We start from the raw sequence: 23,734 nt of genomic DNA on the forward strand, positions 1-23,734 counted from the left end.
TTGGAGGGAAGAAAAATGAATTACGTATATAAAGAAGGAATCGCGCTGCAAAATGAGATAGAGCAAACCGTTGTGCCAGATACTGCCGTTGCGCTGTGGCAGCTTGGACAGGCCGGCATCGTGATCAAAGGGAGTGCGCCCACGTCCGATACTGGCAACGTCCCGATGGTTGCCGTCGATCCGTTCTTGTCCGGCACCAACAGAGCGGAGAACCCCGATAATGAGTTTATCCGCGAGTATAATCCGCCCATTGAACCAGAGCAGCTTGCGCAATTGACGGCGGTGTTGATTACGCATCACCATGGGGATCATCTCGATACGAAGACCATCACGCGCCTGCATCACGCGGCCAAACATGTGAAGTTTGTCGTGCCGGCGCCTCACGCTGAAATCTTGCGGGACGCGGGTGTGGCTGACGAAGCTATCATCTCAGCGCGGGCAGGCGAAAAGCTCGAACTGCCTGGCGTTGGCGTGTTGCCGATTGCCGCTGCGCACACCGTCTATGAGCAGGACGAGGCAGGGGATCATCTCTATCTTGGCTACTTGATTGACATGAGTGGAATTTCCATCTACCACAGTGGAGACACGGTCGTGACAGATACGTTGATGGACACGGTTGTGCCCCTGCGGCCGCAGATTGCGATTTTGCCTGTGAACGGCAGTGACTACGAGCGGACAAGACGCAATATTGTCGGTAACATGAGCGCGCGTGAGGCTGTTGATTTCGCGGTGGCCATCAAGGCGGATTTGCTGCTGCCGAACCATTATGATATGTTTCCCAACAATCGCGACAACCCGGCTCATTTTGTAGATTACCTCTTCCACCAACAACGTCAGCAAAAATTCCACATGCTTGCCGTTGGTGAGCGGTTTATTTATCTGCCGTGATCGACAAAATGTGTCTGGAGGACTGCGAGCAATGAGTGAACTGATACTTTCGCGTTTGCGTCAAACCGGCGTGGTGGCGATTGTCCGCGGCGTCGATGGGGATGTGCTGCCGACGTTGGCAGAGGCGCTTTATGCTGGCGGCGTTCGACTGTTGGAAGTGACACTCAACACAAAAGGCGCGTTACAGTCGATTGCCCAATTGGCTGCCGCGTTTGGCGACAGGATGAGCATCGGCGCAGGAACCGTGTTGACAGAGGAAGCGGCTCGTCAGGCGCAAGCGCACGGCGCTCAGTTTTTCGTGACGCCGCATGTCGGTCAAGACGTCATTGCCTACGGCGTGCGTATGGGCATCCCGGTGATGGCTGGCGCGATGACGCCGACTGAAATCTACACGGCGCATGTGTCCGGCGCCAGTGCGGTGAAGGTCTTTCCAGTCGGTACGCTCGGAGCAGGCTATCTGCGGGAAGTCCGTGGCCCGTTTGATAAAATCCCCCTGTTGGCGGTTGGCGGCGTGACGCTTGCCAATGCGCAGTCGTTCTTGGCTGCCGGCGCGATTGGCTGGGGATTGGGTGGCGGCCTTCTCGACAAACAGGCGCTGGCTGCTGGTGATTTTGCCAAAATGAAGCAAAACGCAAAGGCGTTTATTGATGTGTACCATCGTTTTACACAGATGTCCCCTCATCCAGAAAATTAAATCTGCGCTTTGTTGCCGCGCCATGTGCGATGCCCGGATTGATTGGCAGTTTTATGATGCTGCTGGTCCTGAATGCATCGCGCATGGCGGTCTCCTGAAAATGCCTCCTGTCCAGCATCACCAAAGCGGTCAATCGTGTCTTTCAGTACCGTACCTCGCATCTGCGGCAAAATTCGGCCTATTTCGCTTGCGCTTTGCATACAGTCAATTAGGGCATAGGTGGACGTGCTTCACCTTATCTTGACGGCAAAGATGGGATTGCAATGTTATTGCGCCGAAGAAAACGACGGGAAGAACAATTGCTGCTTGAACTGAGACAACTTGTCGAACTCCTGCGTCACGAAGCTGGGAAAGAACAGAAGCAAACCGTACAAATTCAGATTGATGAGCTTCACGTTGAAAAGCTGCAGATGGATGAACTGATGTTTCGCTTAGACAAATTGGACATTGAAGAGTTGAGCGGCGCTTTGAACTTAGGGAACAATTTTGGCACCAAAGTGTGGCATCCGTCACAAACTGATCATCAGGTGAAGGCAGTTGATGCCAAAGCGGTCGATACCACATCAGAGGCGATTCCTGCGGAGCAGTGCGACGCGAATGGCGCTGGCGCTGATGATGAACGACAAACTTGGAAGCGGACGGGGAGTGGCTATGCCATCGTCTTGCACTAGGGTGTCGCATTATTTACGAGGTAGAAACGAGGAGATGGCCTTGAAGCGGATTTTGTCACCGACATTCGCCATTGGCACGATTCGAATCGGGCAAATTGAAGGGGCGTCCTGCCTCAATATGGGAAACAATTGGCCGACAAACTTTCGCAGCACGAAAAAGCATACGCAAGGATTCGGGACGGTCAGCGGGGATCACAATACCGTTCGCGAAGCCAGATCGCTGCTGAATGATTCGGATGTGATAGACACGTTGAGTCTGGGAGATGAACCGACGCCAGACTGGTTTATGAACTTTGTAAAAAAATTGAGCGACGAGTCAGATGACCAGGATTCGATTGTGCGGGGAGATTCACGCAAAGCGCGGCGTGACGGGCACTGAAATACGATGGAAATCGCCATGCGTGATGCGTCCCGCATCGGTAGAATCACGAACGCACCAGTCAGCAAGGCATCACGGATGGCGTACGCAAGGGTATCGACTTTATTTACAGGGGAGACGTGAGGGATGAAGTATGGCAGGAAAAAATCAAGGTGGTTCCTTTAATCCGTTCGATATGCTGCGCAACTTGGGTGATTTGCGTGATATGCGAAAAGTGCTGGGCGATGATTTTTTTAAGGGTATGCCGTTTCCCAACATCCAGCAGGGCACTGCATACGAGGACGACGATGATGAATCGTTTCCTCGAGTTGACGTGTACGAGCGAGGACCGGAAATTGTCGCCATCTTCGAAATTCCAGGTGTGGCGCGGGCATCTGATATCTCGCTGTCAGTGCGCTCGGATCACATCTATGTGCGTGGCACGATTGCGGAGGCGGGATTTCGCGCGGACCACGTGATCATCTCCGAGCGGCATCATGGTCCGTTTGAACGGCATGTGCCGCTGCCTGTACGGGTGATTGCAGACAGGGTAAATGCGACATATCGCAATGGACTGTTGATGGTCCGTCTGGAAAAGTACGGACAAGACGATCCCGAATCGCAGAACTTTGTCACCATTCAATTTGAGGACGACAGCGACAACCAAACCCGCAGTCGCGGAAAATGACGCCTACCGTGGGAGAAGCTTATCCGCTTAGCGTGATCAGCAGCGTGTTCACTGACGTCTGAAAGCGCCGCTGCTTTGTTTCGTCGCGATGTGCTGACGAACAAAAACGTTCGAAAAAAACATCCCCTCTGGCAACGACTCCACCGTGAAATGACTTGTGTCCAAAGACCGCCATGCGTGATGAATACCGCACCAGCAGAATCATGTACATGCCAGTCAATCAAGGCATCGCGGATGGCGCGGCACCAAAGCGCCGATTTAACTTTCGAGGTAGAAGCGTTAAAATGAATCATGACATATATCACGCGGTCTGCAACGCACAGCGCTAGCGCAAAAGAAAAACACACGAGTCAATCAGAGGATTCGCAGAGAGCGGCGTTTGGAAAGCGCTGAGAAGGGATGACGGTGGTGCATACATGCAAAATGAACTTGAACTGGCTGCGACGCATCTAGTTGCAAACGCAATTGACACGGTGCGCGAACGAATCGCAGATGAGGCTGTGATCACGCGTCTAAACGAAGCAGAACAGCAGTATCTGACGCGGCGTGACAAGCACCCGCAGGCGGCCGCAGATGAACTCCAAGCGCAAATTGAGTTGGATGCTGCGCTTTGGCCGTTGCGGCTCTATCTCGCTGATGCGCATCTGCAATCAGGCGAAACCAATGGATTTGAACATGAAGTTCATACGGCGCTTGGCAAGTCGCGCGATCCGTTCGTCGTGGTTTCCATTTTTATGTACATGACGCGCTTGTTTGTGATGCGGAGCCGCAGTGCTGAAGAAGCTGTCGTATATGTGCGAGAGGCCATCGAAACCAATGTCGGCATTGCGTCCTATATTCGCGGCATTTACATTCAAACACTCCTTGAAGTGGAAGATTTCGAAGAGGCGTATCGGCAGATCCAGATATCTATTCACGAGAACAATCCGATGTTGACGATTGAGGGACTAGAAATTTGGCCAATTTTGATGGCGCGTTTGGGTAAATGGCAGGACCAGGATGAAGTCATTCGCGACATTCGCATGTTCGCTGCCGAGCAACTGCAAGAATGGGAACGAAATCAACTTGTACAAGCATTGGTTGGAGATGTAGCGGAACGGGAGCAAGTGGGGGATACCGAGACAGCCCGTTTTTTACTGGAAGTGGCTCGAACTATCGATGATACACACCCTGCAGTCACAGGGTATTTGTCGATTGACGTGCAAATGCCAAAAGGATGGTGGCCTGTACAGTAGCGCAAGCGCATGCGGTCTCATTTAAGTCGGCGGTGTTTATATTGTCGCTGTACATGTGGCGAGGAACGATGGATGGCGCGCATGTCATTTTGATGCAGACTGCGATGCGTGATGCATCCCACACCAGCAGAACGAAGCGACTCCAGCTCATCAAGGCATCGCGAATAGCGCACACCAAGGTGCCCTATGATTTTCAGAGTAGCCAAAGTACATCCCCCTCGGTATTTGGCCGAGAGGGTTTTTGCGGCAACCAGATTACGCCTTGTCTTCGCCAAGCGCGTCCAACATCGCTTGGGTAAAGCGCAATGCTTTTTGCACGTTTGGATCTTTGAGCATCTTCAGCAAGGAGAACACGTTGTACTTGGTCGTATCCTGTTCGGAGCGTTCTTTCGCCACTTCAAATGCACGGTATCCTTTTTGAACTGTGCCAATGACGGGCTGTACATACCCTTGCGCCATTTTGACGGCGCCTTCCATGGTCGATCCGTCTGTTACAGCATCTTCAACAGCGCCATATACGCGGTCTACCAAGCGCAATAGTTTCGCCAATGTCGGCAAGCTGTCGATGACTTTCACCAAACTTTGCAATGTTTCTTCGTTTTTGGTGAGCGCTGACATCAGTTCTGCCAGTTCAGGCATTTTTTCCAATACGGTGTTAAGCGACAATTGCACATTTGGATCTAGTAGGATGTCAGAAACATCTACTGTCTGGTTGGTTGCCTCTGCCACGTTCACGATTCCTCCTTGCGGTCTGCACACCTTTGAGTAGCATGTACTAGGTACTTTCTTCCACTTGCGGGACACATAAAATTCAATTCACCGTGACGACCAGGATGGTCTCCTATCTGGTCAGTGCGGTGTTAACAATTCCACTCCACAGTATAGTGGACACATGATACGTTTGTCTAATATATTGATGCAAAAATTCGAACAAAAGTTAGTCACTTTTTCCATGAAAATTTGTGTATACGTTGCCGATCTAGTTTGATAAGATTTAGTGTGCGCAATCTCCACACACTGGAGTGATTGGTGATGGACGCAAGTCATTGTTGTAAGAAATTTGGAACAAACGTGCTTGGCGCCGGGTATGCAGAGCATGAACGTCCGTATCATTTTGTAGATGGGGCCGGTTTGGACTGCTACTTGTTTCGGTTACAGACAGACGGGGCTGCCCGTGTCGTGGTGGATAACCGCGTGTTTTGCGCCGAAGCTGGTGATTTGTTGATGTTTGCGCCTGGACAGTCGTATGAGTTGCACATTGATGTCGATCGTGATCCACAGATGCAAACAGTTTATTCCACGGACTTATACCTATTTTGCGATGGACACTGGTTGGACAATTGGTGGCACTCGCGCAGTCGTTCCACCCATGTAAAGTTATCCCTGCAGGAACAGTGCGTACACTTGTGGCGCCAGTTGATTGAGGAACATCGTCGCCCAGGCGGCGCAGACGGTGAGTTGTCCGACTACCTGCTGCGGGCGTTGTGTCTGACCATCGACCGCGTGGCGCAAGATGCTGCGGTGGCAGCGCCGATTCCACTCGCCGCCGAGCGAATGCGTTGGTTTATCGAGCGGCATGCGCCGGAGGACATCACGCTCCGCGAGGTCGCGGAAGCGGCGGGCATCAGTGTTTCGCGTGCGGTGCACATTTTTAAAGATACGTATCAAGAGACCATTGTGCAGTATCTGCTCAATGTGCGATTGCAGATGGCATGCGACCGGATGCGCTTTAGCACCTTCAACCTTGAACAGATTGCAGATTTGTGCGGCTTTCGGAGTTATTCCTACTTCTACCGCGTCTTTCGATCCCGCTATGGAATTTCCCCTCGCGCCTTTCGCGAACGTGCACAGTGAGGATGGCTGTGCACGTTATTTTTGCCCTTTTTTTGGTTTCAGCCAAATCCGTCAATAGTTAACCATATAGGTCATTCTTTTAGGGAATGCTTTATGGTTAAATCACTCTTACGCTGTCTTGGTGTTGCAAAATTTGAAAGGAGGACTTCTGGTGAACGGAGTCTACCGACGTCTGGGCAAGTTTTATCGCCCGTTTCTGCCCTTGTTATTTGTGAGTCTAGGGCTTCTGGTGGTGACCACGGCACTTGGTTTAGCGTATCCGTACTTTTTGAAGACGATTGTGAACCAAGTGATCCTCCAACACCAGTATGGAGAACTTTGGTGGCTGACAGGCGCGATTCTGCTGGCGGCTTTTATCCAAGGATTCTTCAACTTTGGCCAACAGTATCTAGGTCAACTGTTTGGCGCTAAAACGGCTTTTGACCTACGCAATTCGCTTTACAAAAAGCTGAATCATCAACCGTTTCGCTATTATGACAATGTTCACTCAGGAGACTTGATGTCTCGTATGACAGCGGACTTAGATGCATTTCGGATGTTTTTGGCATCTGGCATCAACAACCTGGTCAGTCTCGTGCTCACGGTGGGGATGGGCATCGGTTTGATGCTCACGATGAACTGGATTTTGGCATTGGTCATCACTTGTTTAGTGCCTTTTCTCGCCGCGACAGCACTTCGTTTTGACAAGCAAATTCACCCGACATTCCAACGCATCAGGCGGACATTGGGCACACTCAATTCTGGGGTGCAGGAAAATGTCATGGGGATGCGAACGGTCAAGTCGTTTGCAAAAGAAGGCTTTGAAATTGACAAGTTCAACCAGCGCAATGATCTTTATTTTGCAGCCAACATGGATGCGACCAAATTGTGGCGCAAGTTCTTCCCGTTGATTGAGTTGACCGGGAATATCGGTGTCGTGTTGATTCTCATGGTTGGCGGCTGGTTGGTCATGACCAAGCAGATGAATCTGGGTGATTTGGTCGCGTTTTTGAGTGTCGTCTGGTATATCATCGGGCCAATGTCGCAGTTGGGCTTCTTTTTGAACAACTGGACGCAGGCGACCGCAGCTGGTGAGCGCTTGTTGGAAATTATCGAGTCACCGGACGAATTGGCTGCAGAAAAGCAAGGGTATCAAGGCAAACTGACAGGGAGAGTCGAATTTAAGGATGTCACCATTCGGTACGGCGAGATCGAAGTGCTGAAAAATGTCAGCTTTGTCGCTGAACCGGGTGAGACGGTCGCGCTCTTGGGACTGACCGGGTCAGGCAAAACGAGCCTGGTTTCTCTGATTTCGCGCTTTTACGATGCGGGCGAAGGGGAAGTCTTGATTGACGGTGTCAACGTAAAAGACTGGGATAGGGAAACATTGCGGCGGCAAATCGGCGTGGTGTTCCAAGAACCGTTTTTGTTCTCGACCACCATCTTCTCCAACATTGCCTATGGACGTCCGGATGCGACAGAACACGATGTCGAAAAGGCAGCGGGGATTGCCGATGCGAAAGAGTTTATCGACAACTTGCCGGAAGGGTACTACACACTCGTCGGCGAACGGGGTATGGGGCTGTCTGGTGGACAAAAACAGCGTGTGGCTTTGGCACGCGCCATTGTGCTCAACCCGTCCATCCTGATTCTGGACGATGCGACCAGTGCTGTGGATATGGAGACCGAGTACGAAATTCAGCAGTCCTTACAAAAAGTGATGGCTGGGCGTACGACATTCATCATTGCGCACCGCGTTTCTTCGCTCAAACGGGCCGATAAGATTCTGGTGCTCGACGGTGGACGCATCGTCGATGTGGGCACACATGATGAGTTGTTGCAGCGTGAAGGTTTGTACCGTCAGATTTTCGATATGCAATTCCAAGATTTCGCGTCGATGAACAAGGTTCCTGTTGCGACGGGTACAGACGGTTCATGGCGCGGTTGAGGGAAGGAGGCGTAAAAGGATGAAAGAAAGTCAAGAAATGCTGCGTGCGCCTTTTATTTACCGGGATGACGAAGCGTTGGAAAAGAAGTTCCAGCTTGGACAGATGCGTCGTCTGTTTGCATATATGAGACCGTATCCCGGCATCATCTTCGGCGCGTTGGGCGCGACGTGCGGCAACATCTTGGTGACGTTGTTAGCGCCATATCTGGTGGGGCACACCATCGATACGGCCATCAGCCATCATCAGCCGCGGTTGCTCTTCTTGGATGGCGTCATTTTGCTCGTGCTGTACATCATCAACTTTTTTGCGTCTAAATTCCGCATTTACATGACCAATCGGCTTGGGCAAAGTGTCATTCAGGGGTTGCGGCGTGAATTGTTCAGCCACGTTCAGACATTGTCGAACGACTTCTTTGACAGTCGGCCAGCTGGTTCCATCCTGGTGCGGATTATGAACGACGTCAATTCACTGCAAGATTTGTTCACCAACGGTGTAGTCAATAGCATCACAAACATGTTTACACTCATTGGTATCATCATTATCATGTTTACACTCAATTGGCGTCTTTCCGTCATCACCTTGGTGATTGTGCCGTTCATGTTCCTGCTCTCGCTGCGTCTGACGGTGCAAATTCGCCGATCATGGCAGCAGGTTCGGTTGCGCTTAAGCCGAATCAACGCGCATTTGGCCGAAGGCATTCAGGGGATGCGCGTCACGGAATCATACACTCGTCAAGAGGAGAACCAGCAGTTTTTTGAGGGCATGAACAAGGATTACATGAATCGCTTCATGATTGCCCAGCGCTGGAGCATTCCTTTTGGACCGCTGGTCAATTTGACCAGCGCCCTTGGCAGCGCACTCCTGTTCTTTTACGGTGTACACCTGTTGCGCGCAGATCTGGTCACTGTCGGTTTGCTTGTGTCATTTGCCAATTACATCGGCAATTTCTGGACGCCGATTGGCCAATTGGGGCAGGTTTACAACCAACTGCTGGTCGCCATGGCGTCTTCTGAACGGATTTTCCAATACCTTGACACCAAAGCGATGATCAAGGATTCGGCACAATCCAAACCGCTGCCGAAGATTCAGGGAACGGTGCAGTTTGAAAACGTGGTCTTCGAGTATGAGACAGGGCGGCGGGCGCTGAATGATGTCAGTTTCACTGTTCAGCCAGGGCAAACCATCGCATTGGTCGGCCACACTGGCGCAGGCAAGAGCACAGTGATCAATTTGTTGTCCCGGTTTTACGATCCCGTCAGCGGTCACATTCGCATCGATGGACACGATATCCGCGATGTCGATTTAGACAGCTTACGTTCGCAAGTGGGAATGGTGCTACAGGAAACATTTATTTTCTCCGGCACCATTATGGATAACATCCGCTATGGCAATCCGGCTGCGACGGACGAGGAAGTCAAGGCAGCTGCGAAAGCCATTTACGCGGATGAGTTTATCCAGGGGTTGGAGAACGGCTATGAAACAGAGGTGCGTGAGCGGGGGAGCCGCTTGTCGCAAGGTGAGCGGCAGTTGATTTCGTTCGCACGAGCCATCCTTGCGGATCCCCGTGTGCTCATCCTGGACGAAGCGACGGCCAGCATTGATACGTACACCGAGCACCTGATTCAAAAAGGGTTGCAGGTGTTGCTCAAGGGACGAACCGCTTTCGTCGTGGCTCACCGCTTGTCAACCATCCGCGACGCGGATCAGATTCTCGTGTTTGACAACGGTCAAATTGTCGAGGCTGGCACGCATGAAAGCTTGATGGCAGACGGTGGATATTATTACAGTCTGGTTGAAGCGCAATACCGATTCTTGGCTTGAGCACGTTTGTGGGATGTGTCTTATGTTTTGCTTTCTGTGTCATGGTTCAAAAGTGCTATAATGCAGATCAGCCCGGTGGTTTATCCGGGCTGATTTTATGTGCGTGTTTGGAGGCAAATGACAATGCACCAAAAAGTAAATACCAATCGGTCTTTTTCTCCTTATATCACCTTCTCGCGCGAAGAATGGCGCAATTTACGCGCCGCCACGCCATTGCCTCTCACGGAAACGGAATTGATTCAACTCCATGGTTTGAATGAACGTTTCTCACTGTCCGAAGTTGAAGATATTTACCTGCCTTTGTCCAGGTTGCTCAATTTATACGTCGGCGCGACGCAGAATCTGTCGAAAGTCACACATGCATTCCTTGGCCATTTGGGGGCGAAAGTGCCCTACATCATTGGCATCGCCGGCAGCGTGGCCGTCGGTAAAAGTACGACGGCGCGGATTATCCAGGCGTTGTTGTCACGCTGGCCCAACCATCCAAAAGTGGATTTGGTCACAACCGATGGCTTCCTTCTCCCGAACAGCGAGTTGGAACGGCGCGGCATCATGCATCGCAAAGGCTTTCCAGAAAGTTATGACACGCGTAGATTGATCCATTTCCTCGCCGATGTGAAATCTGGTAAACCGGAGGTCATCGCCCCGGTTTATTCGCATTTGACCTATGACATTGTGCCAGAGGAGCAGATTGTGGTTCGGCAGCCGGACATCGTCATTCTTGAAGGTGTAAACGTACTGCAGACGCCTCGTTCGGGGGGCGGATCGCGCAGAGTGCAAAACGTCTTCGTATCCGACTTTTTCGATTTTTCGATTTACGTGGACGCCGAAGAGCGCTTCATCCGCGAGTGGTATATCGAACGCTTTCTCACTTTGCGCGAAACGGCGTTTCGCGATGCGAAATCCTACTTCCACCGCTTCTCTCGACTGACGGTTGCAGAGGCGTCAGAAATGGGGGAACGCATATGGGAAGAGATCAATGCGAAGAATTTAAAGGAAAATATCTTGCCGACAAAAGCGCGGGCGCAATTGATTTTGAAAAAGGGTGACCAACACATGGTCGAGCAGGTTCAACTGCGCAGGCTGTAGATTTGTACGTTGCACAGCAACGCGCTGTACGGTAAACTATGTCTAACGGGACGTATCTGAGTATCCCAGGGACGTCTGATGTCCCGATGGTCCCTGGCAATGGGGGACCTGCATGGAAAACTTACATTGGACAGCTGTCCGCAGGGTCGTACCCGAACTGATGGATGTGTTACAGCGACGTTTACGCGTCTTGCAACGTGTGCATTTGTTGGGGCCCATTGGTCGGCGGGCGCTGGCGCAGGCGATGCATCAGTCTGAGCGCACTTTGCGCGCGGAACTGGATGTCTTACGGCAGCAGGGCTTACTCATCAGCTCAGCGGCCGGCGTGTCCCTTTCTGAAGAAGGTAGCGCATTGTTGGCGGAACTTGAAGCGGTGGCTGCAGCAGCGGCTGGACGCGCGGATCTGGCGCGTACGTTGTCCCAGATTCTCGAGATTCCGAATGTGCTGATTATTGAAGGGGATAGCGATACCGAGCCGTGGGTCAAAGAGCAGTTGGGATTACAGGCTGCACAGTACCTGCAAAATGCCGTAGAAGACCATGATGTCATTGCGGTGACAGGGGGAACGACTGTCGCTGCACTTGCGCGCAACATGCCTGAGAGCAATGCGCGGCACGGCCTGCGCGTCGTACCTGCACGTGGTGGTGTCGGTGAAACGGTCGCTTACCAGGCCAACACCATTGCAGCGATGTTGGCAGATAGACTGGGTGGCACATCGCTGATGTTGCATGTTCCGGATAGACTTTCGCCAGGGGCGTTCGAACAACTGTTGGAAGATCCCTATATCCAACAGCGCTTGCCCATCATCCGCAGTTCGACGGTGGTCGTGCATGGGATTGGTGATGCGCTGAAGATGGCGCGAAGGCGGCAGGCAAGTGCCGAAGAAATGGCACAGCTCGAGCGCGATAAAGCCGTGGCAGAGGCGTTCGGCTATTACTTTGACGAACACGGGCAAGTTGTCTATTCGATGAAGACCCTTGGTCTGAGATTGTCTGATATCAGTCATGTGCGCTTTGTTTTGGCGGTCGCTGGTGGGAAAGCGAAAGCGACAGCGATTGTTTCGGCAGCAAAGGCGTACCGCATTGATGCGCTTGTGACAGATGAAGGCGCGGCAAATCGCCTGGTTCAACAATATTCTCATGCGTGAGGAGCGAAAAACATGGCTGTAAAAGTAGGCATTAATGGATTTGGTCGTATTGGACGCAATGTATTTCGTGCAGCACTGAACAATCAAAATATCGATATTGTCGCAGTCAATGATTTGACAGATGCAAACACGTTGGCAGCTCTTTTGAAGTACGATTCTGTACATGGGATTTTGCAACAGGACGTACATGCAGAAGACGGTGCACTTGTGGTAGGCGGCAAAAAGATTCAAGTGTTCTCCGAGCGCGATCCCGGCAACATCAAGTGGGCTGACGCTGGTGTGGAGATTGTGGTTGAATCCACAGGTTTCTTTACCGACAAGAACAAGGCGCAAGCCCACATCACTTCTGGCGGCGCGAAGAAAGTGATCATCTCGGCGCCTGCAAAGAACGAAGATGCGACGTTTGTCATGGGCGTCAACCATGAGACATATGATCCGCAAAATCACAACGTCATTTCCAATGCTTCTTGTACCACCAATTGCTTGGCGCCAGTCGCAAAAGTGATTGACGATTTGTTTGGCATCGAAAAGGGCTTGATGACGACCGTTCACTCGTACACCAATGATCAACAAATTCTCGACTTGCCGCACAGCGACATGCGTCGTGCTCGTGCTGCAGCTTTGAACATCATTCCGACCTCGACTGGTGCGGCGAAGGCAGTCGGTCTGGTATTGCCTCATTTGCAAGGCCGTTTGAACGGTATGGCAATGCGCGTGCCGACACCGAATGTCTCGCTCATCGACCTGACCGCTCAGGTGAAAAAATCGGCGACTGTTCAGGACATCAACGGCGCGTTGAAGAATGCTGCAGAAGGCGCGCTCAAAGGCATCTTGGCTTACACAGAAGAGCCGCTAGTCTCCCGCGACTTCAACGGGGATGCGCATTCGTCCACCGTTGATGCGTTATCCACAATGGTGATCGACGATATGGTGAAAGTCGTTGCTTGGTATGACAACGAATGGGGTTACTCCAACCGCGTTGTCGATTTGGCAACCTATATCGCATCGAAGCTGTAATTGACTTTTTCAGCCCGACCCGTACGCAAAGCGCGTTCTGGTCGGGCTTTTTTGATGAAAAAAAGGACCACCTGCTTGCTGGTGGCCCATGTGCTTACTTGAGCTTGTAATTTAGGATAGCGCGTTAGCCCTCGCGGATGATGGTTTGATCCCGACCGGGACCCACAGATACAAAGCGCACTGGCACGCCGACCCACGCTTCAATCTGGCGGACAAATGCTTGCGCATTGGCTGGCAATTCGTCGAACGACTTGCAACCAGAGATGTCCTCGTCCCAGCCTGGCAGCATGGTGTACTCTGGTTCCACCTGCTCCATTTGATATGTCTGCAGCGGCCACTCATGGCGCTCACCGTTCACCCGATATGTTTGGCAAACTCCGATTTCCTTCAGACCGCTCAACACGTCCATTTTCATCAAAGCCAGTTCTGTGTAGCCATTGATCCATGCGCCATAACGCAGTGTCGGGATGTCAAGCCAGCCGCATGCGCGCGGGCGTCCCGTTGTAGCGCCGTATTCATGGCCATGCTCCTGCAGATAGCGCCCGTATTCGTCGTGCAATTCTGTCGGGAAAGGCCCCTCGCCGACCGCAGTTGTGTAAGCCTTTGTGATGCCGGTCACGCGCTTGAGCGCCGTAGGCGGAATGCCAGCGCCGGCCGGGATGCCGCCAGCGATTGGTGAAGAGGAGGTGACGAATGGGTAGACGCCCCAATCGAGATCTCGCATGATGCCAAGCTGGCCTTCGAGCAACACGTGGCGTCCTTCTTGCTCCGCTTTGTACAAAAGCGGCGTGGTATCCTGGATGTACGGCAGCAAGCGCTCTCTCGCCGCGATGAGCTCATTCCACAAGTCATCGAATTGTCCGTATGCCGACAGTTGTGGAATGCGATTCAGTTTGTTTTCCCATGCTTGGCGCAAGCGCTGTTCAAATCGATCCAGCTGGCGGAGTTCACCAAACTGCAGGCCGAAACGACCGACTTTGTCCTGATATGCAGGCCCGATGCCCTGCAAGGTGGTGCCGACTTTTTTCGCGCGTTGCTCTTCTTCCCACTTGTCTTGCCAAATGTGATAAGGCAGCACCATATGCGCGCGTTCGGAAATGACGAGCGAAGATGTATCGATGTTTGCCGCTTCCAATGTCGCCAATTCATTCATCAGTTGACCTGGATGAACGACTGTACCAGCGCCAAGTACGCAAATGGTATGTTTGTGAAAAATACCGGAAGGCACTAGGTGGAGCGCAAAATTGCCATGTTCATTGACGATGGTGTGACCTGCATTGCCGCCGCCTTGATAACGAACGACGATATCCGCCTGTTCGGCTAAATAGTCCACCATCTTGCCTTTGCCTTCGTCTCCATATTGAGCACCAATAACCGCGTGCATCATGGTAAATCCTCCTCAAAAGCTTTCCTTAGGGTTCTCTTAATTAGAAGAAAATGTGATGTCGTCGATGATGTGTTTTGAAATTTCTAGTCTCCTTCGGAGCCCCACAAGTAGTGTACGGTTTCTTCTTATATGTGTAAAATGAATGATGTGTATGTAATTTATACGGAAAGTGTATGATACATAGCGCGTGATTTCTGAGAGACCGTCATGGGGGATGCATCTCGTATCAGCAGAATCGTGAAAATGTCAGTTAATCGAGGCAGCGCGGATGGCGCGCACAAGGTATCGGATCATTTATAGAGTAGAATGGAATTTGTAAAGCGTGGTATGCGAAGATGCTCAATCACTATCGGACGTTTCTTTGCGTTGTGGAGCAGGAGACGTTATCCAAGGCCGCCGAGGTGCTTCACCTGACGCAGCCGACCATTACACGCCAAATTCAGCAATTGGAGCGGGAGACAGGCGTGCTCTTGTTTGACAGGGTGGGCAAGCGGCTGATGCTGACGCGCGCAGGCGAGCGTGTGCGCGATTATGCAAGCCAGTTGCTGATGACAGAGACCAGGATGTACGACGAGTTGAATCAATTGACAGATCCGGAACGAGGCGTTGTGCTGATTGGCGCTGGGCTTACGCCGACGATTTACCGCTTGCCAAGCGTCATTGCCCGTTATCGGCGTTTGCACCCTGGCGTTCGCTTTCAGGTGATAACGGGTTCTTCTAAGCAAACTGTGACACGACTGTTGGAGCGTGTCATCGATGTGGGACTGGTCACCACAGCGCCGGCGCATATGGCCGAGTTGGCGAGTATTCCGCTCTGGCGCGATGATTTGCTGTTGGTCGCGTCACCACAGTACGCCTTGCCGTCGTCACCGCTCAACCGCACAGAACTGGCGCAGTTGCCGATGGTCTTGATGCGCTCGGAGTCAGGGCTGCGGCAGATTGTCGAGCAACAACTGGTGCCGAACGAGCGATTGAATATGGTGTTGGAAACAGATAGCTTAGAAGCGATTAGTCGTTTTGTCCAAACAGGGTTGGGGGTGGCCGTCCTGCCCAAATCCGTAGTCCAGGATGACATTTTGGCAGAGCGTTTGGTGCAACTTTCATTGACGGATGTGACGTTGGGTTATCGCACCATCACCGCTGTGGTGCGGACAAGCTCTAGTATGTCCGCTGCGACGAAGGCATTTACCGATGCGCTGCCACAACTTGCGCGGGAAGCGGAATTGGAAGAGCTAAGTTAAGATAAAGTGAGTTGATATCAGTGCGCGTCTTGCTAGTGGAGGATGAGCCGGGGCTCGTAGAGTTCTTGCGGCTGGAATTGGAACTGCAGGACATTGAGATCGATGTGGCGACGGATGGAACTACAGCCATTGAGGTGTTTCAGGCGAATGATTACGACCTCATCCTGTTGGATATCGTGCTTCCAGGCATGAATGGGATCGAAGTGTGTACGGCGATTCGCAGCCAAAGTTCCGTTCCCATCATCATGCTCACCGCGCGCGGTGAAGTGTCGGACAGAGTGACAGGCCTCGACGCAGGCGCAGATGATTACTTGGTCAAACCGTTTTCCATCGAGGAGCTGTTCGCGCGCATTCGGGCCTTGTTTCGTCGACAAAACGCTGCGCAAAATAGCGTCAGCGAGACCGTATTGGAGTTTGGCGATGTGACCGTCTACTTGGATACCCGTCATGTCACCTTCGCAGGCGAAGAGGTTGAGTTGACTGCACGCGAGTACGATTTGCTCCTCTTTTTGCTGCGCCACCCAAATCAAGTTTGGACGCGGCAGGAATTGTTGCAAAACGTCTGGGGCTTTCACGGCATTGGAGACACCAATGTGGTTGATGTATACATTGGGTATTTAAGACAAAAGGTCGATCCCGCCAAGGCGTTTGTCAAGACGGTGCGTGGTCAGGGCTATCGCTTTGAGTTTGAGGTGTAACCCATGAGTCGACAAAGTTTGAAATCACGCCTAATATGGTGGACGATTATCTGGGGCGGCGTGATTTTGATGGTCTATACGTTCGTTTATATGACCACTTTTCAGGATAGGAATTTTCAATCATTCAAACGCGTGTTACAGTTGGAAATCGAAAATTTGGTGGGTCAAGGCGTCAACAATCTGGCAAACAATGAGATGACAACCGATTGGCAACGGTATGTAGAGGTCACGGATTCGGCCATCTATCTGACAGATAATCAGGGGACAGAATTGTTTGAAGTGAAAAGTCCCTTGTTTAATCGCGTGAAAATGTCGGACATGATCAACAACCTGGCAAAGGAGCAGATACCGCCACCAGGGAAAGACATCACCACGGTCTTCTGGCGCTATCCCTACAAGTGGCACGACAAAGACGGATCACACCAGGTTGTTGCCGCGACCAGGTATGTCAAATTCCTCAACGGGACCACCGGGGAATTGACCCTGTTTAGTTTGACGGATTCGCTGCGCCATCAAATGTGGCAGACTTTGCGCCTGTTGTTGGCGATTGACTTCGTCATTTTAGGCTTGTTTGCGCTGGGCATGCACAGGTTGATTGTCCGCGGGTTAAGACCGCTCGGCAAGCTGATGGAAGGCATTCAAGCGGTTGAGTGGAAACAGTCTGAACGCCTCACGCTCAATCGTCTTCCCGCCGAACTGGCGTCTTTACAGCAGTCCATCAATCACCTGTTGGCGAAAATCGACACGGGGGTGCAGGAACAAAATCGCTTCATTGCGGATGCGTCGCACGAGTTGCGAACTCCGTTGGCCATTATCAATGGACACGCCAATCTGTTGCGGCGCTGGGGAAACAAAAATGAGCGCGTGTGGGAGCCTGCCGTGCGCAACATCGTATCGGAAGTCGAACGATTGCAGAGATTGGTCGATCACCTCTTGTGGATGGCGCGGACAGAAGACGCTTCTGCGCCCAGCGTGCCTGGGATGACCAGCACAGAGCTGGAGATGTTGTTCAATCAGATTCGCGATGACGTCGTCATCTTGCGTCCGATGCTTCAGTTAGATTACATGGTGCATTTGACCAAAGACACGCGCGCGTACATCGACAAGGATGACCTGCATCAGATTTTGCTCATTTTGATTGATAATGCGCAGCGGCACACACCCGACGGCGGGCGGATCGAACTGATGGCGACGGGGGATGAAATGGCGGTGCGCTTCACGGTGTCCGACAACGGCGAAGGGATTCCGCAAGATGTGTTACCACATGTGTTTGACAGATTTTATCGAGCTGACGACGGCCGCGGCAGGGGCAAGGGTTCTGGGCTTGGGCTGTCCATCAGCAAGAAGATTGTCGAGATCTATGAAGGAAAGATCTATGTACATAGTCGCGTGAACAAGGGGACAACGGTCGTCATTTTGATCCCGATGCAGCGTCGCCTGCAAGACGGCATTGCGGCGGAGACTGACACGCGACAAAAGGGGGCAGCGGACAGTGCTGGACAGAGAAATACTCGACTTGATGCCGAAGCGCATTCAAGTGACAACCAGTGAAGATGAAGCAGACAGCAGCGCCAACATTCTTTTGGATGATGCACTGGCGCGCGAAGTGGGCAAGGGCATTCGCCCGCCTACTGTGCGCGTTTGGCGGCACACAGCTGTGCGAGGGCTTGTCGTCAGCAAACGCGACGCAGCGGGGGAAGCGGGCGAGCGTGCCGTACAGTTGATGGCCGATGAAGGTTGCCCCATCATTGTCCGGCATACAGGCGGCACAGCGGTGCCGCACGGTGAAGGCGTGCTCAATTTGTCGTTCTTGCTGCCACGCCAAACGCAGCAGGTGTCGACCGACAGCTACTATCAGCTGCTTTGCCAGCCATTGCTCGATTGGCTGCGCGGCATGGGTTTGACAGAGGTCGCGACAGGGGCCTTGCCGGGGAGTTACTGCGACGGCAACTACAATGTGCTCGTCGACGGTCAGAAGCTCGTGGGGACGGCGCAGGCGTGGCGCGGCGGCCTCGCTGGGACAGCTTCCAAGCATCCCGGGTATGTGTTGGCTCATGCTTGCATCGTGATCGACGTCGATTTTGCCTGGGCAACGGCGGCCATCAATCGCTTTTACAGCGAAATTGGGGATCCCTATCGCGTCGAAGAGGCTACATCGACGAGTTTGCTTGCTTTACTTCGCCAACATCGCCTCGCGACAGATTATGACGCGCGATGCGCGCAACGTGATTTGGTCCGTTTTCTCCAGCGGTATTATACGGAGCAGGGCATTCAAGTCGATTTGTCTTGACTCGGATGCGGCGCGCCGATGGGCAATTCCACTTTCACAGTGGTCCCGTGGCCCAGTCCTTCGCTGTAGAGCGCGATGCGGCCGCGATGGGCGTCCACAATCCAGCGGGCGATGGACAGGCCAAGCCCAGTGCCTTTTTGTGTGTGCTCGCGCGATCTCGACGGATCCACAGTGAAGAAGCGATCGAACACGCGCGGGATGTTCTCCTTGGCAATGCCAAGTCCCGTGTCTTCTACCGTCAGCACAGCGAGGTTTTTGTTGGTATTCAATTTGATCTCGACCCGTTCGCCAGCCTCCGTGAATTTCATGGCGTTGTCCAACAGAATCACCAGCAGTTGGTGCAGTCTATCCCGGTCGCCAATGATTTCTACGTTCTCTGGCGCATGTACGGCCAGGGTGATGCCCTTCATCTCAGCGATGGTTTCATATAGCTCGTGTACGTGTTCAACCAAATTTTTCAGATTGACCGTCTCTTGTTCAATCGGCATCCGCTCCGAGTCGGAACGGGCGAGTGTCAGCAAGTCTTGCACCAGTTTGGACAGCCGTCTTGATTCGCCATGCGCGTTGTTGAGCCACTCCAGATTTTCGATGACCGATTCGTCGGTGTGCTCCATGACAATGCCGAGATTGGACTGAATCACCGCCAGCGGTGTGCGCAATTCGTGCGACGCGTCCGACACGAATTCAAGTTGGCGCTGCCAGGCGATGCGTATCGGGCGCAACATCCGTTCGGCAAGGAAGAAGCCGACGAGAATCGCCACGGCGAGCCCGCCGAGTCCCACTGTCAAAATCACGCGTTTCAGCCGCGTCAAAAATTGAAGTTCCGGCGACGCATCCATCATGGTGGCGATGTATGTTTGACTGCCGTCCGCCGCGACGACCGGCAAGTAGTAGATGCGATAATGGTTGTCTCCCACCGTCAAACTGAACCACTCTTGTTTCTTGCTGGCGGTTGGCAGCGCCTTTATCACCGCGTTGGCGTTCGACGGTGTGATGAACTGCAATTGCACATCATCAGGCAGGACATAAATACCTGATTGCAACAGATGTCTGTATGTGTTTAATGTCGGTGGATTCTGCAAAACCGTCAATGCTGAGTTTTTCAAATTCGCATCCAGATTCCGTGTTATATTTCCTCGCACAATGGTATAAACCGCGATGGACGAAATGCTGTACAGTACAACCAGCAGCAACACGGCCAACAGGGTGATTCGATAGCGCAATCGTTGAAACAACAGCATCCCTCTTTGCTTTGTGCGACTTTAACCTGCGGCGTCTTGGCGCGCGCCATCCGCGTTGTTTTGAATGAATCTTCTCTACATCTTTCTGGTTTGCTTTTGCGGATGGCACATGGCGATTACGTGTTTTGTGGATTCGAATGAAAAATGTAACCAACTCCGCGCACGGTGGCGATAAATGACGGCAGGTCAGGTATGTCAATTTTTTTGCGCAAAAAATGCACGTAGTTTTCTACCGCGTTGCCAATCACATCGGCGTCGGGTCCCCAGACCCTGTCCAGAATGATCTCCTTTGAAAGCACTTTTTCCTGGTTGCGGATGAACAACTCCAATAGTTGAAATTCTTTCGTCGTCAATGTGAGCATGTCGTCATTGCGCGTGACGGTCCGCGTGGTCAGATCTAGGCGAAATGGTCCAGCTTCCATCGCATCGGTGCCCGCCAACTGCCCTGTTCGACGCGTCAATGCGCGCACGCGCGCCAAGAGCTCCTTGTTGTCAAACGGTTTGACCAAGTAATCGTCAGCCCCAGCGTCGAGTCCCGCGACCCGGTCTTCCACCGTGTCCTTGGCGGTTAAGAGCAGAACGGGTGTGTGTATATCGTGTTTGCGCATCTCGCGCAGAATCTCAATGCCGGTCATCTTGGGCAGCATGATGTCGAGAATGGCCAAATCATAACTGTTGGTCATCGCCAGATCCCAGCCTGTTTCCCCATCGTGGGCCATGTCGACGACGTATTGGTGTTCCTTACACAATTGCTTCAATGCAGAGGCAAGTTTGCGCTCGTCCTCAACTAACAAAATCCGCATACGTGAATCTGCCCCCTTATCAACTTTATATTCAAATTAGATGGATACATGGCACATGATAACAGCTGATTGCTTTTCCGATTGCTTCTGCCGTCATGCCGCGTGCCCGCAGTCTTATTGATCCCTATTGATATTGTACAGGTTTCAAGGCCGCAGGACACGCGACAGCCGGCGCTGTGTGGTGCGGTGGAGGCACCGACGCTCAGTTTACAGGCCTTACATTGATTTTGATTCGAAAATGATAAAGAAACCAACGGACAGCGCATGTGTCTTTGTGTTAAATTTTCTGTCAATTTGATGGTGAGTTTTCTCCGTGTGAGATAGCACGAAATATACGGAGTTGCGATTTAAAGTTCAGAACATCGCCGGATCGACAAGATTTTATCAAGCGGCAAGGGGGCAAAATGGCGTCCAAAAAAGGCCCAAAAGCCCTCTGATGTCATGTTTTTTTACGTAAGTGGAAAATAAGAGAATTCTTAAGAAACGCTGTTAAAGTCGAAAATTCCCGTTATAGCGCGGATTTTCGCATGGCTAGTGGGAAAAGACCATTTTGTGGAGCCTTTACAACCCTATTGTGCCTATATACAATCCGCATATAGAGTTTAATTGTCTGTGAATTTTTATTTCATAGAAAGAGGCGGAGAATTCACAGGGACCGGAAGCCAGGTACGGGTGTATCTGACTTGAGGGGGGAGTTCTGGTGGCAGAATCATTACTGTCTATTCGAGACTTGCGCACCTATTTTATCAGTAAAGATGCTGAAGTGCGTGCAGTCGATGGCATAGATATTGACGTGAAAAAAGGGCAGATTGTTTGCATCGTTGGTGAGTCTGGCTCTGGAAAGAGCATGACATCTCTATCCATCATGCGTCTGGTGCCGCAGCCACGCGGCAAAATCGTGTCCGGTGAAGTGGTGCTTGACGGCAAGGATTTGCTCACTTTGACCGAGACGCAAATGACCGCTGTTCGCGGCAATGACATATCGATGATCTTTCAGGAACCAATGACAGCACTCAATCCTGTCTTGACTATAGGGGATCAGATTACGGAAGTTTTACACCGACATCAGCGTTTGAGCAAGCGAGAGGCGCTCAAACGCGCCGTCGAGGTGCTCAACGTGGTTGGTGTGCCGCGCGCCGAACAAATTGTACATGAATACCCACACCAGTTGTCAGGCGGTCTGCGGCAGCGCGTGATGATCGCAATGGCGATGGTGTGTGAACCCAAGTTGCTCATCGCCGATGAGCCGACGACCGCGCTCGATGTGACCATCCAAGCCCAGGTGCTTGAATTGATGCACAAAATGCGGGAAGACTTTGGAACTGCCATTATCTTGATCACGCACGACTTAGGTGTTGTGGCTGAAATGGCCGACCATGTCGTGGTGATGTACGCAGGACAGGTTGTGGAATCGGTCAATGCCGATGAATTGTTTGATGAGCCGCTGCATCCATACACAAAGGGATTGTTGCAATCCATTCCATCGATTGATGAAGAAAAGGATGTTTTGTACTCCATTCCTGGTACGGTGCCGGATGCTGCGAATTTTCCTAAAGGATGTCGCTTTGCGGAGAGATGTCCGATTGCGCAGCCGAGTTGCTTTGAGAAGATGCCAGCGTTGCGCGAAGTCCGCAATGGCCATCACGTGCGCTGTGACCTCGTGGAATAAGGAGGGATTGAAATGTCGGAAAATTTGTTGGAAGTTACCAATTTGAAAAAATACTTCCCCATTAACGCAGGTCTGATGAAACGGACTGTCGGTCATGTGAAGGCGGTCGACGGGGTCTCGTTTACTGTCGCGCCTGGGGAAACACTCGGGATTGTCGGCGAATCTGGCTGTGGCAAATCGACAACTGGACGAATGATTATGCGCGTCATGGACTCCACCGAAGGAAGAATCATTTTTGACGGACAAGACATTACTAAATTAAAGGGTCGCGGCCTGCGCAACATTCGAACCAAGTTTCAGATGGTGTTTCAAGACCCTTACGCGTCTTTGAATCCGAAGATGACGATTCGCGAAGTCATTGCAGAGCCACTGTTGGTCAATCAAGTTGCGTCCGGCAAGCAGGTTGTCGATCGCGTTGCGCATTTATTGGAAACAGTCGGATTGCGCCCGGACGACATGCTGCGCTATCCGCATGAATTTTCTGGTGGCCAACGGCAGCGTGTCGGCATCGCGCGAGCTCTTGCTCTAAATCCCAAAATGATTGTCGCGGACGAGGCTGTTTCCGCACTTGATGTCTCCATTCAGTCACAGGTGCTGAACCTGATGGTTGATTTGAAAAAAGAGTTTAATTTGTCCTACATTTTCATTTCACACAACCTTGCGGTTGTTCGTCACATCAGCGATAGGGTGGGCGTCATGTATCTTGGACAAATGGTGGAAGTCTCGCCAAAGTCCGACCTGTATGAGAACCCACTTCATCCATATACGATTGCGCTATTATCCGCAGCGCCTGAAGCGAAACGGAAAGAAAAACGAGAACGCATCATTCTGCAGGGCGATGTGCCTAGTCCGGCCAATCCGCCCAAAGGTTGCCCGTTTCACACGCGTTGCCCAAGGGTAATGGATGTCTGTCGAATTCAGCGTCCGGAACTGCGTGAAATACGACCAGGCCACTTTGCGGCTTGTCACCTTCATTAATCCGCGGTCCGGCGATTGAAGATATAAATCGCTATGT

At 52.0% G+C, this 23,734-nt stretch carries 22 protein-coding genes; 18 read left to right on the top strand and 4 right to left on the bottom strand.

The window, feature by feature from the left end:
* Positions 1-15: 15 nt before the first annotated feature.
* The 6 genes from ACFSB2_RS05685 (at position 16) to ACFSB2_RS05710 (ending at position 4,534) form a co-directional block, all read left to right on the top strand.
* Positions 16-888 carry an MBL fold metallo-hydrolase gene (locus ACFSB2_RS05685; RefSeq protein WP_377942048.1) on the top strand — a complete coding sequence of 291 codons (873 nt, stop codon included), beginning with the start codon at positions 16-18 and terminating at the stop codon, positions 886-888.
* Positions 889-919: 31 nt separating this feature from the next.
* On the top strand, positions 920-1,582 hold the full coding sequence (locus tag ACFSB2_RS05690) for a bifunctional 4-hydroxy-2-oxoglutarate aldolase/2-dehydro-3-deoxy-phosphogluconate aldolase (RefSeq protein ID WP_377942050.1): 663 nt from the start codon (positions 920-922) through the stop codon (positions 1,580-1,582).
* A 263-nt stretch (positions 1,583-1,845) separates the two neighbouring features.
* Positions 1,846-2,253 carry a hypothetical protein gene (locus ACFSB2_RS05695; protein WP_377942052.1) on the top strand — a complete coding sequence of 136 codons (408 nt, stop codon included), beginning with the start codon at positions 1,846-1,848 and terminating at the stop codon, positions 2,251-2,253.
* A 40-nt stretch (positions 2,254-2,293) separates the two neighbouring features.
* Positions 2,294-2,632 carry a hypothetical protein gene (locus ACFSB2_RS05700; protein ID WP_377942054.1) on the top strand — a complete coding sequence of 113 codons (339 nt, stop codon included), beginning with the start codon at positions 2,294-2,296 and terminating at the stop codon, positions 2,630-2,632.
* 133 nt (positions 2,633-2,765) lie between these two features.
* A complete protein-coding gene (locus ACFSB2_RS05705; protein WP_377942056.1) occupies positions 2,766-3,299 on the top strand; it encodes an Hsp20/alpha crystallin family protein in 534 nt (177 codons plus the stop codon).
* Positions 3,300-3,715: 416 nt separating this feature from the next.
* Positions 3,716-4,534, top strand: coding sequence for a hypothetical protein (locus tag ACFSB2_RS05710; RefSeq protein WP_377942058.1), 819 nt, complete (start codon positions 3,716-3,718; stop codon positions 4,532-4,534).
* 255 nt (positions 4,535-4,789) lie between these two features.
* Here ACFSB2_RS05710 and ACFSB2_RS05715 read toward each other — a convergent pair whose 3' ends face one another.
* Positions 4,790-5,263: a DUF1641 domain-containing protein gene (locus ACFSB2_RS05715; protein ID WP_377942060.1), complete on the bottom strand. Its 474-nt coding sequence runs from the start codon at positions 5,261-5,263 to the stop codon at positions 4,790-4,792.
* Between the two features lie 303 nt (positions 5,264-5,566).
* Here ACFSB2_RS05715 and ACFSB2_RS05720 point away from each other — a divergent pair, with 303 nt between their 5' ends.
* From ACFSB2_RS05720 to gap, 6 genes are all read left to right on the top strand, one after another.
* On the top strand, positions 5,567-6,388 hold the full coding sequence (locus tag ACFSB2_RS05720; protein WP_377942062.1) for a helix-turn-helix transcriptional regulator: 822 nt from the start codon (positions 5,567-5,569) through the stop codon (positions 6,386-6,388).
* 151 nt (positions 6,389-6,539) lie between these two features.
* Positions 6,540-8,315, top strand: a complete 1,776-nt coding sequence (locus tag ACFSB2_RS05725) for an ABC transporter ATP-binding protein (RefSeq protein WP_377942065.1) — start codon at positions 6,540-6,542, stop codon at positions 8,313-8,315.
* A 19-nt stretch (positions 8,316-8,334) separates the two neighbouring features.
* Entirely contained in the window at positions 8,335-10,137 is a 1,803-nt protein-coding gene (locus ACFSB2_RS05730; RefSeq protein ID WP_377942069.1) for an ABC transporter ATP-binding protein, read from the top strand.
* 123 nt (positions 10,138-10,260) lie between these two features.
* Entirely contained in the window at positions 10,261-11,226 is a 966-nt protein-coding gene (coaA, locus tag ACFSB2_RS05735; RefSeq protein WP_377942073.1) for a type I pantothenate kinase, read from the top strand.
* 112 nt (positions 11,227-11,338) lie between these two features.
* Entirely contained in the window at positions 11,339-12,373 is a 1,035-nt protein-coding gene (locus tag ACFSB2_RS05740) for a sugar-binding transcriptional regulator (protein ID WP_377942076.1), read from the top strand.
* Positions 12,374-12,385: 12 nt separating this feature from the next.
* Complete coding sequence (gene gap, locus ACFSB2_RS05745; protein ID WP_377942079.1) at positions 12,386-13,390, top strand: type I glyceraldehyde-3-phosphate dehydrogenase; 1,005 nt, start codon at positions 12,386-12,388, stop codon at positions 13,388-13,390.
* 124 nt (positions 13,391-13,514) lie between these two features.
* Here the strand turns inward: gap and ACFSB2_RS05750 are convergent, their stop codons facing one another.
* On the bottom strand, positions 13,515-14,777 hold the full coding sequence (locus ACFSB2_RS05750; RefSeq protein ID WP_377942081.1) for an adenylosuccinate synthase: 1,263 nt from the start codon (positions 14,775-14,777) through the stop codon (positions 13,515-13,517).
* 335 nt (positions 14,778-15,112) lie between these two features.
* Here ACFSB2_RS05750 and ACFSB2_RS05755 point away from each other — a divergent pair, with 335 nt between their 5' ends.
* Genes ACFSB2_RS05755 through ACFSB2_RS05770 form a run of 4 tightly spaced genes read left to right on the top strand, consistent with a single transcriptional unit; the run spans position 15,113 to position 19,006 of the window.
* The gene (locus ACFSB2_RS05755) at positions 15,113-16,018 is read left to right on the top strand and encodes a LysR substrate-binding domain-containing protein (protein ID WP_377942084.1); all 906 of its coding nucleotides are present in this window, start codon (positions 15,113-15,115) and stop codon (positions 16,016-16,018) included.
* Positions 16,019-16,038: 20 nt separating this feature from the next.
* Positions 16,039-16,716: a response regulator transcription factor gene (locus ACFSB2_RS05760; RefSeq protein ID WP_377942086.1), complete on the top strand. Its 678-nt coding sequence runs from the start codon at positions 16,039-16,041 to the stop codon at positions 16,714-16,716.
* A gap of 3 nt (positions 16,717-16,719) precedes the next feature.
* Positions 16,720-18,267: a sensor histidine kinase gene (locus ACFSB2_RS05765; protein WP_377942087.1), complete on the top strand. Its 1,548-nt coding sequence runs from the start codon at positions 16,720-16,722 to the stop codon at positions 18,265-18,267.
* The gene (locus ACFSB2_RS05770; protein WP_377942089.1) at positions 18,209-19,006 is read left to right on the top strand and encodes a lipoate--protein ligase family protein; all 798 of its coding nucleotides are present in this window, start codon (positions 18,209-18,211) and stop codon (positions 19,004-19,006) included. The genes ACFSB2_RS05765 and ACFSB2_RS05770 overlap by 59 nt, the downstream gene beginning before the upstream one ends.
* Here the strand turns inward: ACFSB2_RS05770 and ACFSB2_RS05775 are convergent.
* Complete coding sequence (locus ACFSB2_RS05775) at positions 18,988-20,241, bottom strand: sensor histidine kinase (protein WP_377942091.1); 1,254 nt, start codon at positions 20,239-20,241, stop codon at positions 18,988-18,990. The genes ACFSB2_RS05770 and ACFSB2_RS05775 overlap by 19 nt on opposite strands.
* A 122-nt stretch (positions 20,242-20,363) precedes the next feature.
* Positions 20,364-21,050: a response regulator transcription factor gene (locus ACFSB2_RS05780; RefSeq protein ID WP_377942092.1), complete on the bottom strand. Its 687-nt coding sequence runs from the start codon at positions 21,048-21,050 to the stop codon at positions 20,364-20,366.
* Between the two features lie 700 nt (positions 21,051-21,750).
* Between ACFSB2_RS05780 and ACFSB2_RS05785 the strand changes: the two genes are divergently transcribed.
* Positions 21,751-22,719 (top strand): ABC transporter ATP-binding protein, encoded by a 969-nt coding sequence (locus tag ACFSB2_RS05785; protein ID WP_377942093.1) that lies wholly within the window; start codon positions 21,751-21,753, stop codon positions 22,717-22,719.
* 12 nt (positions 22,720-22,731) lie between these two features.
* Positions 22,732-23,697 (top strand): ABC transporter ATP-binding protein, encoded by a 966-nt coding sequence (locus ACFSB2_RS05790; protein WP_377942094.1) that lies wholly within the window; start codon positions 22,732-22,734, stop codon positions 23,695-23,697.
* The last annotated feature ends 37 nt before the right edge of the window (positions 23,698-23,734 follow it).

The organism is Alicyclobacillus fodiniaquatilis, from assembly GCF_042678105.1.
In the GTDB taxonomy this organism is placed as follows: Bacteria; Bacillota; Bacilli; order Alicyclobacillales; family Alicyclobacillaceae; genus Alicyclobacillus; species Alicyclobacillus fodiniaquatilis.